Below are 15,727 nucleotides of genomic sequence, written 5' to 3'. Positions count from 1 at the left end.
CTTGCCACCTGGCGTAATGTGCGCGAATGCGCAATCGCACTCGCGAAGTCTGGTTCGTGGTGTTTCCGGGATCGGAGCTGCTCGATCTCAGCGGTCCCTGGTCGGTGCTGGGGTATGCGAACGAAGTCCTGGGCTGGCCTGCCTACGCGCCCAAGATCGTCTCGGCGGCGCGAGGCGCCGTGCCTACCCGCCATGGCGTGGTGCTGGGCGGCGCCAGTTCCATCGAAGAAGCCGCGCGCAACGGCTTTCCCAATACCGTGGTGATCGCCGGCGCCACGCCGGCCAATGGCCGTTCCGCCGGTGAGATGAAGGTGGCGCGGTGGTTGCGCGAGCATTCGCGTCGAATCTCGCGCATCGTGTCCATCTGCACGGGGGCGTTCGTACTCGGCGAGGCCGGCTTGCTCGACCGCCGCTCGGCCACCACGCACTGGGTTTATCGCGACGAGCTGCGCAACCGCTTCGCGCGTGCGCGCGTGGAGAGCGAAAGCCTGTTCCTGCGCGACGGCCGGGTCTGGACTTCGGCCGGCATCACCGCCGGGCTGGATCTGATGCTGGCCATCATCGAAGAGGACCACGGCCACCGTGCCGCGCTGACGGTGGCCAAGAGCCTGGTGCTGTATCTGCGGCGCTCCGACCAGCAGGCCATGTTCTTCGACGAGAGCATCGTGCCCGCGCGCGAACTCGACAGCAGCGTGCATATCCTGACCGCCCTGATCCAGGGCCATCTGGCCAAGCCGCTGCCGATCGCCAAGCTGGCCAAGCTCGCGGGCATGAGCACGCGCACGCTGGCGCGGGTCTGCGAGCGGGATTTCGGCCAGACGCCGTCGTCGGTGATACGGCGCATGCGCCTGGAGCAGGCGCAGCGCATGCTCGAACACACCTCGCTGCCGCTGAAGACCATCGCGACGCGGACCGGGGTCGGCGATGAGGGCACCCTGTGGCGCCTGTTCCGCCGCCAGCTCGGGATCGCGCCGATGGAATACCGCAAGCGCTTCAAGCCCAGCCGCGCGGCCTGAAGCGGCGATCGTCTTAGACGGCTAGACGCCCCAAAGCGATCTGGCCTCCTCGGCGATCACGTCCGGCCGCTCCTCCGGCCAGAACAGCTTGCCGCCTTCCACCCGCCGCACGCCGCGGGAGCCGGGCAGGGTCCGGTCCAACCAGTGCGCCCACACGACCGGGAACAGCACGTCGCCGGTGCCCCAGACCATGCGCGTGGGGGTGTCCAGGCGACGGAGCTTGGGTTCGATCGCAAGCAGGGGGTTGGCCAGCAGCGCGGCCAGGTAGCGGTTGAGTTGCGATCTGCGCTTGGCGGAGGCGACCAGCGGCCTGAAGTAATAGTCGATGGCCGCATCCGTCACCTGATCGGGCTTCATGTAGGTGGCGCCGATGATGCCCTTCTCCGAGCGGGCATAGGCCGGATCGTCCAAATGCTTCTGCATCTTCGGGTCGTAGGCGCCGGCGATGCCCGCGTGGATGGAATTGAGCATCTGCGGCGGCGGACAGTTCTCGTGCACGTCGCAGTTGGTCAGCAGCAGCGTGCGGACGCGCTTGGGGTGCTGCACGGCGAACAGCTGGGCGATCGCGCCGCCGCTGTCGTTGGCGACGATATCGGCCGATGCGATGCCCAGGCGGTCTAGGAAGGCCGCGAGCATGTCGGTCTGGGCTTGCGGGGAAAGATCCTGCGGCTCGGGCGAGTCGGTGTAGCCCATGCCCATGAAATCCGGCGCGATGCAGCGGCGATGCGGCGCGAGGAGCTCTAACGATGCGCGCCAATGGAACCCGTTCAGCGGCAGGCCGTGCAGGAACAGGGCGGCCGGGCCGCGGCCGCGCTCCACGTAGGCGATGCGGCCGAAAGAAGTTGGCGCGTAGCGGCGTAGCGCGGCGAAAGCCGTCGTTTCCGCCGACTCGGCTTGCTTGCCCAAAGCGCTGCCGCAGGCAGCCAGGGCGGCGATCGAAGCGCAGGAACCCAGGAAGTCGCGTCGGTCCATGTGGGGTCGGTGTGCAGGCCTGAGTTCAGGCGGTGCAGGCATTGATGCAGCGGCGTTCCGGGCCCGGCAATGGGTTTGGGATGAACGACAGAGATTCGCCTGCGAACGTTGGTCGACCAAGTCCTGCGTTAGCCCGCGTCAGAGCGTCGCCCTTTGTTGAGGGGGTTTGAGGGGGATTTGCTTTGGCGCTTCGCTTCACGTCTGGAGGTGAAAGCAAATCCTCCCCGGCCCGCCCAGTCGGCAAGCACAGCTTGCCGGCGTTCGACCGTGCGCGAACCTGCGGTTCGCAAGCGCGCGTTCTCACCCTTTTTCAAAGGAGGGAGCAAAGCAGAGCGGCTGCTGCTACATGCCGGCGAGTCCCAGTGCATTGCGCAATCTATCGCGGTACATACGCCCGCCGGAAAGCTTCTGCCCATTGCGCAGCCGCAACAGGTACTGTCCCGATGGCAGCAGCTCAACATCGTGCACCGCGCCGATGCGCACCATGTGCGAACGGTGTATCCGGATGAACTGGCCCGGATCGAGCTTGGCTTCGAGCGCGGTCAGGGTCTCGCGTGCGAGATGCCGCTCCTGCCCGCAATGGACCTCGACGTAGTTCGCGCTGGCGACCAGCGAGTCGATGGTCTGCACCGGGACCAGGCGCTGGCGTGCGCCCGCCTGCAACAACAGGCGCTCGGGATAGGCGGGGCCGCGTGCGGCCACGCGGGCGCGCAGGCGCTCGATGGTGGCGCGCAGGCGCCGGGTGGTGAACGGCTTGAGCAGGTAGTCGACCGCGTCGGTCTCGAACGCGCGCACGGCGTGTTCGGAATGAGCGGTCACGTAGACGATGCAGGTGTTCCCTGCAGCGACGTCGGCCGACACCTGCAGCCCGTCGATGCCCGGCATATGGATGTCGAGGAAGGCGGCATCGAGCCGATGCGAGCGCAGCGCCGCCAGGGCCGACGCGCCGTCCGCGCACTCCGCCAGGACCTCGACCCCGCCGTGCTCGTGCAGCAGGCGCGACAGGCGCGCGAGCGCCATCGGCTCGTCGTCCACCACGATCGCGCGCAGGGGCCGGTTCATGCCGCCGCCTCCACACGCAACGGCAGGTCGATGCGGACGCAGGTGCCACCGCCCGGCGTAGCGGCCACGTCGAAGCCGAAGTCCTCGCCGTAAAGGTGTCGCAGCCGCGCCTGTGCGCTGGCCAGACCGACGCCATGCCCCGGCGGCGCCGCCGCCTGCGCGTCGCCGTCGTCGCTGACCTCCAGCCGCAAGCGATGGTCCTGGCGGCGCGCGCTCACCCGAATGCGGCCGGGCTGGGTGCGCGGCGCAACCGCGTAGCGGATCGCGTTTTCGACCAGGGGTTGCAGCAGCAGCCGCGGCACCACGGCCGGGGACAGCGATTCATCCACGTCCAGCTCGAAGCGCAGGCGCGAGCCCAGGCGCACTTGCTCGATCCCCACGTAATCCTCGATCAGTTCGATCTGATCGCCCAAGGTCGAATGCTGCGTGGCTCCGCCATCGATGCTTTGCCGCAGCAAGCCGCCCAGGCCCACCACCATGCGGTCGGCGGCGCCCACGTCGCGGTGCATGACTTCGCTGATGGAATGCAGCGCGTTGAACAGAAAGTGCGGGTCCAGCCGCGCCGCCAGCGCTTCGAAGCGCGCCTGCGACAGCTGCGACTGCAGCTCGGCCTGTTGCTGCTGGCGCAGCCGGTCGCGCTGCGCGAACAGCAGGGCGTGGGCCACGCCGACGATCATCCAGGCGGTGAGCAGGTTGCCGAGAAAGCTGCTGCGCAGCAGCGCGGGCCACCCTGGCAACTGCGTGTACCAGCCCACCCAAGGATTGAAGGCTGCGGTGCATAGCGCGCGAGCCGCGATGATCCCGAGCACGGCCAGGCTCAGCCAGCCCAACGAGCGCAGCATCGAGCCGCGCTCGATCGGATGGCGCTGCACGCACCAGAACAGCAGCAGGGTGAACGGTATCCACAGCGCCGCCTTGGCCATCTCGGTGCGCAACAGCGTGGGCCAGCCCACCTGCCCGGAGAAGGCTTCGTGCATCTGCCCGGTCCAGATCAGCCCGGTGAGCAGCCACCAGGCGCCGACCCAGGTCCAAGTCAAAACCGTTTGCCGTTGCATAGGCCCAGCGCCGGGAGCGTTCGAGCCGGCAGGATGCTGTACAACCGGCCCGTTCCACCACCGCCGCGGCGGGGCCTGGGCGGGCAGGGGCAGGCATTGCTGCGCGGCAGCATGCATGCGGCCTAGCACTGTGCTATTTCTGGCGCCTCGAATTAGAACGATCTAAACGCAGGGCGATCGTTCGTACAGGGACCAGGCAGTACAGGGCGGCATAGGACGCTACCAGGCCACACGGCAGATCCGGTCTGCCGGCACGGGGGTGCGTGGCTTCAGAAATTGGATCGATCTAAACAGTGTCGCGTCAGCAGCCGATCAATCTTTGGGAGAGGGTGATTGAAATGAAATGCACGCCTAGCGCACGCATTCGCAATTCGCTGTCCGCCGCCATCGCCGTCGCGCTGGCTGCCGCCGTGGTTCCGCAGGGCGCCGCCTACGCGCAGGAGTCCAACGCGGCGCCGCCGGACGCCACCGCGACCGATCTGGACGCGGTGGTGGTCACCGGTTACCGCTACGCGATCGAGAAGAGCCTGGAGCAGAAGCGCAACGCCAACGCCGTGGTCGAGGTGATCACCGCCGAGGACGTGGGCAAGTTCCCCGACAAGAACGTGGCCGATGCGCTGCAGCGCGTGCCCGGCGTGGTCATCACCCGCGACGGCGGCGAAGGCAAGAACGTGAGCGTGCGCGGCCTGGCCGCCGACCTCACCCTGACCCAGTTGAACGGCAACTACATCGCCACCTCGGAGAGCAACGACGAGGCCACGCGTTCGTTCAACTACACCCTGCTGCCGTCGAACATGCTGTCCAGCGCCGAGCTGTTCAAGACGCCAGAGGCGCGCATCGACGAAGGCGGCATCGGCGGCACGGTGATCCTGCACACGCGGCGGCCGCTGGACATGGAATCCAACTCGGGTTTCGTGACCATCGAAGGCACCACCTCCGACACCAGCAGCGGCGTCGACGCCCAGGCCTCGGCGCTGTATTCCTGGCATAGCGACGACAACCGCTTCGGCTTTCTGGTGGGTGCGACCCAGCAGAAGCGCAACAACCGCAGCATGGAGGTCACCACCGAGGACTGGCAGTGGTATAGCGACCGCGTCGATGCGAACGGCAACATCATCAACGACTACGTGTGGAATGTGCCCGGCAGGACGCGCAACCCGCCGGTCGACGTGCACGGCAATCCGCTGCCCAATGCCTCGAATTTCTGGGGCCGCTCAGGCATCTACAACCAGAACGGCGGCCACTACTCCGGTTTCTTCATGCCCACCTCGGTCAACTTCGCGGTGCGCGACGAGGAGCGCGAGCGCAAGGGCGGCCAGCTGACCTTCCAGTTCAAGCCGACCGACAACCTGACCCTGACCGCCAACTATTTCCGCTTCGAGCTGGAAGGCGACTACATCCAGAACATGCTGAAGGTTCCGGAATGGAACCTGGCGCGCGTGGCCGGCGACGGCAACTGGACCGGCGGCCGCCTGCTCAACGGCTTTACCTTCGATCCCAGCGGCACCATCGTCACCGGCGCCGAGTACGAGCGCAAGAACGGCAGGGCCTATTACTGCAGCGAGGACCAAGCGGCCGCGGCCGGTCTGCCGCCCGGCGGCTGGGGCCCGGACGACTGCACCATTCCCACGCCGCAGCTCACCGGCAACTACAGCCGCGAGAAGGCGTTGTCGCAGACCGCCGACCTGAGCCTGGACTGGGACATCAGCCCGCTGTGGAAGGCCTCGTTCGGTGGCGGCCGCACCTGGTCCGAGGGCGGGCCGTCGATGAACTTCCGCATGTCGGCCAAGCCGCGCCGGCAAGTCAACGGCGTGTGGCAGCCCGGCAATACCTACAGCGCCTGGGACCTGAGCGGCAAGCCGACGGCGACGTTCTCGCCCAATCTGCAAGACCAGCTGATGAACGGCATCGCCGAGATCGACACCGGCTCGACCGATTCGTCGTGGATGGAAACCACGATCGAGCAGCGCCACTTCCAGGCCGATTTCAGCAAGCTGTTCGAGAGCGGCTGGCTGGATTCGATCCAGTTCGGCGCCAAGTACAGCGACGGCGAAGTGCACCGCAATACCGGCAACACCTATTGGGTGTGCCAGGGCGCGGACCCCAGCGATTACAGCAAGCGCTACCAGGCCGGTTGCGACAACACCGCGGGCGTGGCGCAGCCGGGCTTCTTCCTGGGCAAGCCGATCGGCAACATCGAGGGCGGTTTCAGCGCCAACGTGTTCCCGGGCATCGACTATCCCGCGTACATCCGCTATTTGAACAACCGCTACGGCGGCGTACAGAACCGTCGCGAAGAGGACTTCATCTACAACGTCGACGAGAAGGTGTCCTCGGGCTATTTCCAGGCCAATTTCCGCACCGAGCGCGTGCGCGGCAACATCGGCATCCGGGTAGCGCGGACCAAGCAGCATGCCGAGTCCAGCGATTCGGTCGAGCGTTTCGTCGACTACTTCGCCGACAACGCCGGCGGTTCGCCGATGTCCTGCACCGACCCGGCCGCCGGCGCGCTGCTGAACTCCAACACCGGCTACAGCTGCGAAAGCGGCTTCGTCCGGCTGCCCAATGCGCTGGCGCAGCAGAAGACCTACGAGCTGGCCTCGCTGGACAAGACCTATACCGACATCCTGCCCAGCTTCAACATCGCCTGGGACATCACCGACAACCTGGTGCTGCGCGGCGCGGCGTCGAAGGTGATCGCGCGGCCCAGCTACACCAGCATCGCCTACCCGGGCGGCCTGAGCTTCTACTCCGACGAGTACAGCAACGACCGCCGCGTGGCCGGCGGCACCACCAACCCCGGCTGGTACGGCTCGGGCAGCAACAAGGGCCTGGAACCGTTCGAGGCCAACCAGTACGACATCGGCCTGGAGTGGTACTTCAAGCCGGGCGCGGTGGCGGGCGTGGGCCTGTTCCGCAAGGACGTGAAGAACTTCACCGTGCCGGTGGTGCGCGACCTGCAGATGACGGTGGGCGGGCAGACGGTGACGGTGCAGGACTACTCCACCCAGGCCAACGGTCAGGACGGCGTGTCGCAGGGCATCGAGCTGTACGGCCAGTACACCTTCGATTTCGGCTTGGGCATCCAGGCCAACTACACCTACAACGACACCAACCTGGCCTCGATCGTGCTCGATGGCGAGACCATCGGCGAGTCGCCGCTGGTGGGCAGCGCCAAGAACCAGGCCAACATCACCGTGTTCTACGAGAACGAAAAGTTCCTGGCGCGCGCCTCGTTCAATCGCCGCGGCGAAGTGGTCGGCGGCTTGAACAACGGCTTCACCATCTACACCGAGCCCTACGAGCAGTTGGATTTGAACGCCTCGTACAACATCAACGACAACCTGGTGGTGACCGGCTCGGTGCTCAACGCCACGCGCGAGGAACAGCGCACGCACCTGGGCAACGACACCAAGGCGCGGTTCTATTCCAACACCTATTCGGGCCGCCAGCTGTACCTGGGCGTGACCTACAAGTTCTAAAGGCCCGCTCCCCCGCGTCGTTGCGGCGCGGGGGAGTTTGCGAACCTAAAGAATGACCGCGCGTGCGCCTTCGTGGCGCGCGGTCGGCCGCGCCGGCGTCCTGGCCCAAACCTCGGCGATGCGCCCGACGGCTTCGATCAGCTCCGCTTCCGGCCGCACGTAAGGAATGCGCAGCCACTGATCGGCGCCGCCTTCCACGCTGAACATCGGGCCGGGCGGCACGTGCACGCCGGCGGTCTCCAGGTTCGCCGTGAGCTGCGTGGCGCTGCCTTCCGGTAACTGCAGCCACAAGGTCATGCCGCCGGCGGGCAGGCGGAAACGCCAGTCGGGCAGGCGTTCGCGGATGGCGCCGGCCAAGGCGTCGCGGCGCTGGCGCAGTTGCTCGCGACGGGCCGCGAGCACCTCGCTATCGTCCAGCAGTTCGGTCACCACCAACTGGTCGAACAGCGCGGTGCCCAGGTCCAACTGCAGCCGCGCCTTGATGAGCCGGTCCATCAAAGCCTGCGGCGCGCGGATCCAGCCCACGCGCAGCCCGCTCCACAGCAGCTTGGACACGCTGCCGACGGTGATCGCGTCCGGCGCGTGCGCGGCGAAGGGCAGGGGTATGGGGGCGTCGGTCAGGGCGATGGCTTGCAGCGATTCGTCCACCAGCGGAACCGTGCGCGTGGCCTGCAGCGCCGCCGCGTAACGCGCGCGCTGTGCGTCGCTCATCAGAAAGCCGGTGGGGTTCTGGAAGTCGGGGATCAGATAGGCCAGGTGCGGGCGTGTTTGCCGCAGTGTGGCCTCGATGCCGTCCAGGTCCCAGCCTGCATCGCCCAACGCATCGCCCATGGGCGAGGCGACCAGGCGCGCGCCGCCCAGGCGCAGCGCCTCGATCACGTTGGGGTAGACCGGCGATTCGATCATCGCCCGGTCGCCGGGCCGCGACAGCGCGCGTGCGACCACGGCGGTCGCCGCGAGCGCGCCGGAGGTGACCATGATCTGTTCGGGGTCGGTGGCCAGACCGCGCTGCGTGTACCGCTGCGCGATCAATGCGCGCAGCGCCGGCAGACCGGTGGGGCGATGGCCGTCGCCGCCCAGGTAGCAGGGCAGGCGTTCCAGCGCGCGTTCGTACGCCGGCGCGGTGCCGGGCAGCGCGGCGGTGGACGCGCAGTTGAGGTCGATGCTGCCCTCGGACGCCTGCGCGCCGGCGTGCGAGCGCAGCGCGTGCTGGTGCGCGCGCTGGCGATCCTGCGGCACGGCGGCATACGTGCCGGCGCCCTGGCGAGCGGTGGCGAAACCCGCGGCGACCAGATCCACGTAGGCGCGGGTCACGGTGTTGCGCGAGACGGCCAGGGTCTGCGACACCGCGCGCTCGCTGGGCAGGCGCGTGCCCAGGGGAATGCGGCCGTCGCCGATCAGTTCCTGCAGGGCCTGGCGCAGGCCGCGGTAAGCCGGCTTGCGCGGAAACTGGCCGACCAAAGTGGCCAGGTGCTCGGGCGTCAGGGAGCGATTCATGAGGCCACTATGGCAGAAGTGGCTCTATCTGGTAGGGCCAATCGTCCAGATACTGGCCCCATGAACCCCAATACCTCGCCCCTAGGCCTGGCCAATCTCGGCCCCCTCGCCCAACTCCGCGCCGGCCGCCTGCCCGAACGCATCGCGCGCCTGCTGGTGGGGCTGTGGCTGTACGGCGTGTCCAACGCGCTGCTGATGGAAAGCGTGCTCGGCGGCTCGCCGTGGGTGGTGTTCCACCAGGGCGCGTCGCGGCACCTGCCGTTGTCGCTGGGCGCGATCATGGTTCTGGTCGCGGTGCTGGTCCTGCTGCTGTGGATCCCGCTGCGGCAGATGCCGGGGCTGGGCACGGTCGCCAACACCTTCCTGCTCGGGCCGTTCACCGATTTCAACCTGCAGCTGCTGGCCACGCCCGAATCCCTGCCGCTGCGCTGGGTCTATCTGATCGGCGGCGTGGTGATGTGCGCGATCGCCACCGCGCTGTACGTGGGCGCGCAACTCGGGCCCGGGCCGCGCGATGGTCTGATGACCGGCTTCGCGCGCCGCACGGGCTGGTCGATCCAGCGCGTGCGCACCGGCATCGAGATCGTGGTGCTGACCCTCGGCGTGCTGATGGGCGGCGTGATCGGCTTCGGCACGCTGGTGTTCGCGCTGGGCGTGGGGCCGCTCACCCAGTTCTTCATGCGCTATCTGGTGCTGCGCCTGGAAGCCCCTGCACCGAAGGCCGCTGCGCCGGTTTCGTAGCGCGCGGTGTGGTGCATCGCGCGGTTCAGCGGGGCGCGTTGAGTTCGGGTGCCGGCGCGGCCTGCGTGTCGTGGCCGCGCGACGCGACCGCACCGGACGCGGCCAGAGCGCGCTTGAGGTCGGCCGTGTCGATCAGCAACTGCCCCAGGCGCGCGGCTTCGCTGCGCCGGCCCTGCAGCAGGGCGGCGGCCTGATAGGCCAACAGCCTGGAAGCGAGGGTTCTCAGTGCGTCGGTGCCGGGTTCGGCGCCGTCGTCGTTGGCCGAAGGTGCGCAGCGCAAGCCCCATCGGCGGAAGGGCGGCGCGGGCGGCGTGATGAGCATGGTCGGCTCGCTGGTTGAAAGGTTCGGGTCGCAAAGGGCGATCGGCTCGGATGCGGATCGCGAACCCACTCTAACCAAGCCCAGGCGCACCGCCTGAGACCGCCGGCGCGGGATCGTCTTCGCGCACGGCAGGTAGGGGCACGGAGCCCGATCCGCGTTTCCTCCACTGTGGCGGCATGCGTCTGCCGGGCCGGAGACGTCCGGCAGCGACGCCGCCGCAATGGGGGAAAGACGCCGATCGCCCGTCGCATCCTGTGCGATGCGGATCCGGTTGAATTCCCAATAGGCAACCAAGGATGTTTCCTACAAGGAGCAATACATGATCGTGCGTATGGCGATGGCGGCGGTAGTGGTGGCGGGTCTGTTCGGTGCGGCGCCAGCGGCGCAGGCGGCGGGGCAGTCGTTCGAAGTGATCTGCCCGATCGAGGTGAGCGACGGCTCCGGCGAGTGCGGCGGCGGTGGCGATGGCGGCGGGACCGGTGGCGGCGGCGTGTCGCCGACCTATGTGCTGCAGGGCGTGATCCAGAACCAGGGCTACGAGACCGGCCCGGGCGGCGGCAAGCGGGTCAAGATCCGCGGCTACTCGCGCTTGGCCAACATGAGCAACGACCGCGTCGATGCGGATTTCATCAGCGTGCGCTGCAACGCCTACGACAACCTGGGCGGCTACACCACCGACTACGACGACGAGAGCAACGGTGCGCTGGTGGATGTGCACTTCGCCTCGAACTTCGTCTACGGCGTGAGCACCTACCGCCGGATCACGGTGGTCTGCGTGCATAACGCCACCAAGGGCGTGAACACCTACAGCTCGACCAGCACGGCCGAGATCGACATTCCGTAATCGGCATGCGGCGGCGTCCGCCGGGTGCGGGCGCCGCTGCCGGGTTTGGTCGCGGTGTCGGCGCGGCCCTAGCTGCGGCTGGGCGTCTTCAGCCGGTAGGTATTGCGTCCGGCCCGTTTCGCCTCGTACAGAGCGGCGTCCGCGGCCGAGATCAGGGCCTTGGCATCGGTAGGCCGGCCGGAGCAGCCGATGCCGACGCTGGTGGTCACCGACAACTGACGGCCGTCGGTGGCGATGGGAGCGCGCATGACCTGGATCAGCTTGCGGGCGATCGCTTCGGCCGCTTCCGGCAGGGCCGCGTCCTCGACCAGCACCACGAACTCGTCGCCGCCCAGGCGGGCGACGAAATCCGACGCGCGCACGTTGTTCAGCAGGCGCCGCGCGAATACCCGCAGCACGTCGTCGCCGGCGGCATGGCCGTGGGTGTCGTTGATGTGCTTGAAGTGGTCTACGTCCAGGTACATCACCGCCACTTGCAGTTCGTGGCGTTGCAGCCGCTTGAGCGCGTCGGACAGGCGTTCCTCGAACTGGCGCCGGTTGGCCACGCCGGTCAGGGTGTCGATGCGCGCCAGCTGTTCCAGTTCCTGGCGGCTGGCCGCCAAGGCCTGCTCCATGGCGATGCGGGCGCTCACGTTGCGGCCGGCATAGATGATGTCCATCTCGCCTGCGCGGTCCTCGCTGGGAATGGTGCGGGTGACCGCTTCCACCCACAGGTAATGGCCGTCCTTGTGGCGCACGCGGTAGAGCGCGATCTGCGGCTCGCCGCTGGCGATCACCTCGCGCATCACCCGTGATTGCTGGGCGCGATCTTCGGGATGCACCAGGTCCCAGCGCGAGCCGAGCATGTCGGCCGGGTCCCAACCCAGCATGTCCTTGGCCGAGGGCGAGACGTACAGGCGTTCGCCGTCGGCGCGCATGCGCACCACCACGTCGTGGGAGTAGTCGGCCAGCATGCGGTAGCGGTGCTCGCTTTCCCGTACCCGCGTGGTCAGGCGCTTGCGCTCGGCCATGGCCAACGCCACCGGTATCGTCATCAGGCAGCCGCCGGCGATGTAGATCTGCAGCAGCGCGATCCGGCCGGAAGGGCCGATGTCTTCCACCAGCCACAAGGGGCCGTGGCCGGTAGCGGTGGCCACGCTGCCGATGGCCGCGAGCAGGATCACGCCCACCGCGACGCCGGCGAAGCGGTGGCGGAACGCGCCCAGCAACAACGGCGGATAGGTGGCGAACAGCAGCGGGTAGCGCACGCTGAAGGCCAGCAGGCCCACGCCGGCGATCAGGGCCATGCTCCAGATGAAGCTCCAGCGCCGCCCGCGCGGGGCGATGATGCTCAACCCTTCGCGGTGCACCACCAGCGTGGTGGTGGCCACGATCACCATGCCGACCACGTGCGCGGCGAACCAGCTGAGGAAGTAGGCCGCGAACGCGCCGCCGTACTGGAGCGAGATGGCCGACGCGGCGATCAGCCCGGACACCGCGCACGCCGCCAGGGTGCTGCCGGTGGCGATGCCGCCCAGGCCGATCCAGCGCTTGGGGTCGCCCACGTTGGGCACCAGCCGCCGGACCACGCCGGCCACGATCAGCACTTCGATCAGATTGGCCGCCGCGATCGGCACCGCGTAGGCCGGCGAATTTCCCGACAGCAATTGGCTGGCGAGCTCGGCGGCCGCACCGATGGCGACGTAGCCCGGCCACAGGGCGGTGCGGCGGGACAGCAGCCAGCCGGCGAAGATGCCGTTGCCGATCCAGATGGCCGCCAGTTCGTCTGGGTTGCGCGCCAAGGCCAGCGACAACCAGCCGGTGACGCAGATCAGCAGCGCCATCGCGAGCCGGTCCGCCCACAAGCGTCGTGGCGGCGGCGTATGCCTGTCCACGTCGACCTCTCGTCCCGGAGAGTTGCCTGGAATCTTAGCCAGCACGGGTGAGCGGCGCGTCTGCGCCGGATGCGAATGTGCGCGCGGTTGTGAAAGGCAAGTGAGCCCGCCGCGCTTGGGGCGCCGATGGCCGCCCCGGGGCACCGCAGGGCGCACATCGGTGGGTGGCTTCGTTGCGGCGCGCGCCCGACAGCGTTCCGTGGATGCGCCGTCGCGGACTGCTATGGTGGCGCGACCTTCCGCCTCCCTGCCTGACGCCATGAAGCACGCACCTATCGTTACCGCCGGCGCGCTCGCGTCGCTGCTGTTCGCTCTGTCGCTGGGTTCGTCGGCGCGCGCGGCCGATGTCGCCGACTCGCTGGTCGGCACCTGGCGGGTGGAGCGCATGACCGACACCGATCTGGCCACCGGCAAGGTGGAGCATCCCTACGGCGAGCGGCCCAAGGGCTACATCGTCTACGACCCGACCGGGCATCTGCACGTGCAGGTGATGCGCATGCCGGCTACGCCGCCGTTCGCCTCGGGCGACGATGCCAAGGGTTCCGACCGCGAAGTGCGCGCGGCTTACGACGGCTACGTGGCCTACTTCGGCACTTACGAAGTCGACGCCAAGCGCGGCGTGGTGGTGCATCGCGTCGATGGCAGCCTGATGCCCAGCTACACCGGCACCGATCAGCCGCGCCCTTTCCGGGTCGAAGGCGACGTGCTCACCATCGAAGGCGACAGCGAAGGCGTGCACTTCCTGCGACAGCTGCGCCGCGTGCGCTAGGCAGCGCGGCGCTGCAATCGGCCGCGCTCAGTCGCGGCCGATGTTGTACTGCGCGGACGCGGCGTTGCTGATGATGCCCGACAGCGGCAACAGCTGGGACAAGAAGCGGTTCCATCGGGTGACGCCGGCCGGGCCCACCCAGACCACGTCGCCGGGGCGCAGGCGGAAGCGATCGCCCAGTGCGAACGCAGCCGGCGAACGGGCGTTGAGGTGGTAGACGGTGGCCGGCGTGTTCTGGGTTTCTTCGATGCCGCGGATCACGTAGACGGCTTCGCCCTTGGCGCTGACCGGGTTGAGGCCGCCGGTGCGGCCCAGGGCCTGGGTCAGGCTCATGTCGGTGGTCTTGAAGGTCAGCGCCTGCGGGCGCAGCACTTCGCCGACCACGTAGACCTCCTTGCGGTCGTTGAAGGGCAGGAACAGGTGGTCGCCGGGGCGCAGGTAGATGTCCGGCGCCACGCTGCCGTCGCGGTTGAGCGCGTCCAGGTCCAGCGCGTAGTTGCGGCCGTTGCGGGTGAGCACGAAGCCGGCCAGGTCGGCCTGCTCGACGTTGATGCGCGCGCGGCCGATGGCCTGCGACAGGGTCAGCGGCACGGTGGTCAGTTCCTGCGGCGCGGTGTCGACGAAGGCGCCCTGCAGCGAGACGCGGCTGCCGTAGCCGACCACGTTGACGTCCAGCTGCGGATTGCGCAGGTATTTGGACAGGCGCGAAACCAGGGTGTCGCGCAGCGCCTGCACGGTCATGCCCGATACGTTGAGGGTGCCGGCGTAGGGGAAGAAGAAGGAGCCGTCGGCCTGGACCAGGCGGCCGTTGGTCACCGCCTGCTGCTGGTTGCCCGCGGGCGAGGTCAGCTCCGGATGTTCCCACACGGTGACCAGCACGGTGTCGCCCGGATGCAGCTGGTAGTCCTGCGCGCGTTGGTTGAGCAGTTCCGGCGCGACCTGCGCTTTCGGGCGCTCGGCGGCGACCAGCTCGGAGGTGATCGGCACCATCCTGGCGTCGCTGCCGGCGATCTCGGTGGCGTCGCCGGCGGACTGACGGGTCATCTGCTGGCCGGGCACGCAGGCGGCGCAGGCCAGGGTCAGCAGGGCGATCGAACTAGCGGTAAGGGCGGTCTTCAAGGTCGGGTCCTCGTGTGCGCGGCAGCTGCCGGCATGGCGATGCCGGGGCGCGTCCTTGCCGGGGTGCCGATCGATGGGCGCGCCGCGTTCCCGCACGCGCGTCGTTGCCGCGGGCCTAGGTCGGGTTCGGCCTCAGCGGCGTGATGGGGGTGGGTCTTGGAGAGGAAGCGTGGTTCGAGTGCGTTGCGCCGATGCGCGGCATGTTGGATTCGAGTCTGAGAGCGACCGCCAACAGCCCCGCGTATTCCTTGAACGCGCGGCCGCTGCGCCACAGCGCGCTGCCGGACGGCAGCCAGCGCCGCCACCAGCTGCGCCGCGCCGAGCGTTCGGGCACAGGCGCGGCGTAGGCGTCGACGCCGGCGCGCTGGAATTCGGCATAGGCGCGCGGCATGTGCACGGACGAAGTCACCAGCAGCACGCGCTTCAGGCCCAGGCGTTCGGCAAGTTCGGCGGTGTAGCGTGCATTGTCGCGGGTGTTGCGGCTGCGTTCCTCCAGCACCAATGCGGATGCGGGCACGCCCAGGTATCCGATCGCCCTGGCCATGGTGCGCGCCTCGCTGCCGCCGTCTTCGCCGCCGCCGGACAGCACGATGCGCGGCGCGCGGCCGGCCTGCCAGGCACGCGCCGCCGCGGCCAGGCGGCTGCTTTCCAGCGCCTGCGGGCGCGGGTTAGGCGCGTCGAGCCAGGCGTAGCGGCTGCCGCCGCCGAGCACCACCACGGCGTCGGCGCGCGGCAGCTGTGCGGTGTCCACCACCGGATAACGCTTCTCGAGTTGATGGCGCAGCCAGTCCGAAGCGGCGGGCAGCGACCACAGCGCCGACCAGCCCAGGGCCGCGGCCACGACCGCGATACCGGCGCGGCGGTAGCGGATCAGCAACAGCGCCGCCAACCCCAGCAGCGCCGCGCTCAAGGCGGGCGGATAAGTCAGGGTGACGGCCAGCTTCTGCAGGGAGGACAGGAAAGTCATCGTTTCT

Annotated in this window: 13 protein-coding genes; 5 read left to right on the top strand and 8 right to left on the bottom strand. The window is 68.5% G+C overall.

Annotated features, from left to right (window positions below; genetic code table 11):
* Positions 1 to 26: 26 nt before the first annotated feature.
* Positions 27 to 1,016: a GlxA family transcriptional regulator gene (locus DX914_RS14545; RefSeq protein WP_115859908.1), complete on the top strand. Its 990-nt coding sequence runs from the start codon at positions 27 to 29 to the stop codon at positions 1,014 to 1,016.
* A gap of 21 nt (positions 1,017 to 1,037) precedes the next feature.
* On the opposite strand, the gene DX914_RS14540 is transcribed toward DX914_RS14545, so the two are convergent.
* The 3 genes from DX914_RS14540 to DX914_RS14530 all read right to left on the bottom strand — a co-directional run bounded on the left by DX914_RS14540 (position 1,038) and on the right by DX914_RS14530 (position 4,087).
* Positions 1,038 to 1,988 carry an alpha/beta fold hydrolase gene (locus DX914_RS14540; protein WP_115859906.1) on the bottom strand — a complete coding sequence of 317 codons (951 nt, stop codon included), beginning with the start codon at positions 1,986 to 1,988 and terminating at the stop codon, positions 1,038 to 1,040.
* Between the two features lie 342 nt (positions 1,989 to 2,330).
* Complete coding sequence (locus DX914_RS14535) at positions 2,331 to 3,050, bottom strand: LytR/AlgR family response regulator transcription factor (RefSeq protein WP_115859904.1); 720 nt, start codon at positions 3,048 to 3,050, stop codon at positions 2,331 to 2,333.
* A complete protein-coding gene (locus tag DX914_RS14530; RefSeq protein ID WP_158549325.1) occupies positions 3,047 to 4,087 on the bottom strand; it encodes a sensor histidine kinase in 1,041 nt (346 codons plus the stop codon). Before DX914_RS14530 ends, DX914_RS14535 begins: the two co-directional genes overlap by 4 nt.
* Positions 4,088 to 4,443: 356 nt before the next feature.
* On the opposite strand from DX914_RS14530, the gene DX914_RS14525 reads away from it, so the two are divergent.
* Positions 4,444 to 7,587: a TonB-dependent receptor gene (locus DX914_RS14525; protein WP_115859900.1), complete on the top strand. Its 3,144-nt coding sequence runs from the start codon at positions 4,444 to 4,446 to the stop codon at positions 7,585 to 7,587.
* 45 nt (positions 7,588 to 7,632) lie between these two features.
* Here DX914_RS14525 and yczR read toward each other — a convergent pair whose 3' ends face one another.
* On the bottom strand, positions 7,633 to 9,084 hold the full coding sequence (yczR, locus tag DX914_RS14520) for a MocR-like transcription factor YczR (protein ID WP_115859898.1): 1,452 nt from the start codon (positions 9,082 to 9,084) through the stop codon (positions 7,633 to 7,635).
* Positions 9,085 to 9,144: 60 nt separating this feature from the next.
* Between yczR and yczE the strand changes: the two genes are divergently transcribed.
* A complete protein-coding gene (yczE, locus tag DX914_RS14515; protein WP_115859896.1) occupies positions 9,145 to 9,825 on the top strand; it encodes a membrane protein YczE in 681 nt (226 codons plus the stop codon).
* Between the two features lie 25 nt (positions 9,826 to 9,850).
* On the opposite strand, the gene DX914_RS20065 is transcribed toward yczE, so the two are convergent.
* Positions 9,851 to 10,441, bottom strand: a complete 591-nt coding sequence (locus DX914_RS20065) for a hypothetical protein (RefSeq protein WP_147300685.1) — start codon at positions 10,439 to 10,441, stop codon at positions 9,851 to 9,853.
* Positions 10,442 to 10,466: 25 nt separating this feature from the next.
* Here DX914_RS20065 and DX914_RS14505 point away from each other — a divergent pair, with 25 nt between their 5' ends.
* A complete protein-coding gene (locus tag DX914_RS14505; protein ID WP_115859889.1) occupies positions 10,467 to 10,991 on the top strand; it encodes a hypothetical protein in 525 nt (174 codons plus the stop codon).
* A gap of 68 nt (positions 10,992 to 11,059) precedes the next feature.
* Here the strand turns inward: DX914_RS14505 and DX914_RS14500 are convergent, their stop codons facing one another.
* Positions 11,060 to 12,814 carry a sensor domain-containing diguanylate cyclase gene (locus DX914_RS14500; protein WP_158549323.1) on the bottom strand — a complete coding sequence of 585 codons (1,755 nt, stop codon included), beginning with the start codon at positions 12,812 to 12,814 and terminating at the stop codon, positions 11,060 to 11,062.
* A 310-nt stretch (positions 12,815 to 13,124) separates the two neighbouring features.
* On the opposite strand from DX914_RS14500, the gene DX914_RS20270 reads away from it, so the two are divergent.
* The gene (locus DX914_RS20270) at positions 13,125 to 13,634 is read left to right on the top strand and encodes a lipocalin-like domain-containing protein (RefSeq protein WP_158549321.1); all 510 of its coding nucleotides are present in this window, start codon (positions 13,125 to 13,127) and stop codon (positions 13,632 to 13,634) included.
* 27 nt (positions 13,635 to 13,661) lie between these two features.
* Here the strand turns inward: DX914_RS20270 and DX914_RS14490 are convergent, their stop codons facing one another.
* A complete protein-coding gene (locus tag DX914_RS14490) occupies positions 13,662 to 14,753 on the bottom strand; it encodes a polysaccharide biosynthesis/export family protein (RefSeq protein ID WP_231118279.1) in 1,092 nt (363 codons plus the stop codon).
* A 115-nt stretch (positions 14,754 to 14,868) separates the two neighbouring features.
* The gene (locus DX914_RS14485; protein ID WP_115859885.1) at positions 14,869 to 15,720 is read right to left on the bottom strand and encodes a YdcF family protein; all 852 of its coding nucleotides are present in this window, start codon (positions 15,718 to 15,720) and stop codon (positions 14,869 to 14,871) included.
* Positions 15,721 to 15,727 lie beyond the last annotated feature (7 nt).

The organism is Lysobacter silvisoli (assembly GCF_003382365.1).
Lineage (GTDB): Bacteria > Pseudomonadota > Gammaproteobacteria > Xanthomonadales > Xanthomonadaceae > Lysobacter > Lysobacter silvisoli.
This window is presented reverse-complemented; position numbering and strand designations above follow the sequence as displayed.

What these genes read in the sequence shown, in the direction of transcription:
- DX914_RS14545 (WP_115859908.1), top strand. Translation starts at nt 27, where the DNA reads ATGCGCAATCGCACTCGCGAAGTCTGGTTCGTGGTGTTTCCGGGATCG.
- DX914_RS14540 (WP_115859906.1), bottom strand. Translation starts at nt 1,988, where the DNA reads ATGGACCGACGCGACTTCCTGGGTTCCTGCGCTTCGATCGCCGCCCTG.
- DX914_RS14535 (WP_115859904.1), bottom strand. Translation starts at nt 3,050, where the DNA reads ATGAACCGGCCCCTGCGCGCGATCGTGGTGGACGACGAGCCGATGGCG.
- DX914_RS14525 (WP_115859900.1), top strand. Translation starts at nt 4,444, where the DNA reads ATGAAATGCACGCCTAGCGCACGCATTCGCAATTCGCTGTCCGCCGCC.
- yczR (WP_115859898.1), bottom strand. Translation starts at nt 9,084, where the DNA reads ATGAATCGCTCCCTGACGCCCGAGCACCTGGCCACTTTGGTCGGCCAG.
- yczE (WP_115859896.1), top strand. Translation starts at nt 9,145, where the DNA reads ATGAACCCCAATACCTCGCCCCTAGGCCTGGCCAATCTCGGCCCCCTC.
- DX914_RS14505 (WP_115859889.1), top strand. Translation starts at nt 10,467, where the DNA reads ATGATCGTGCGTATGGCGATGGCGGCGGTAGTGGTGGCGGGTCTGTTC.
- DX914_RS14500 (WP_158549323.1), bottom strand. Translation starts at nt 12,814, where the DNA reads ATGGCGCTGCTGATCTGCGTCACCGGCTGGTTGTCGCTGGCCTTGGCG.
- DX914_RS20270 (WP_158549321.1), top strand. Translation starts at nt 13,125, where the DNA reads ATGAAGCACGCACCTATCGTTACCGCCGGCGCGCTCGCGTCGCTGCTG.
- DX914_RS14485 (WP_115859885.1), bottom strand. Translation starts at nt 15,720, where the DNA reads ATGACTTTCCTGTCCTCCCTGCAGAAGCTGGCCGTCACCCTGACTTAT.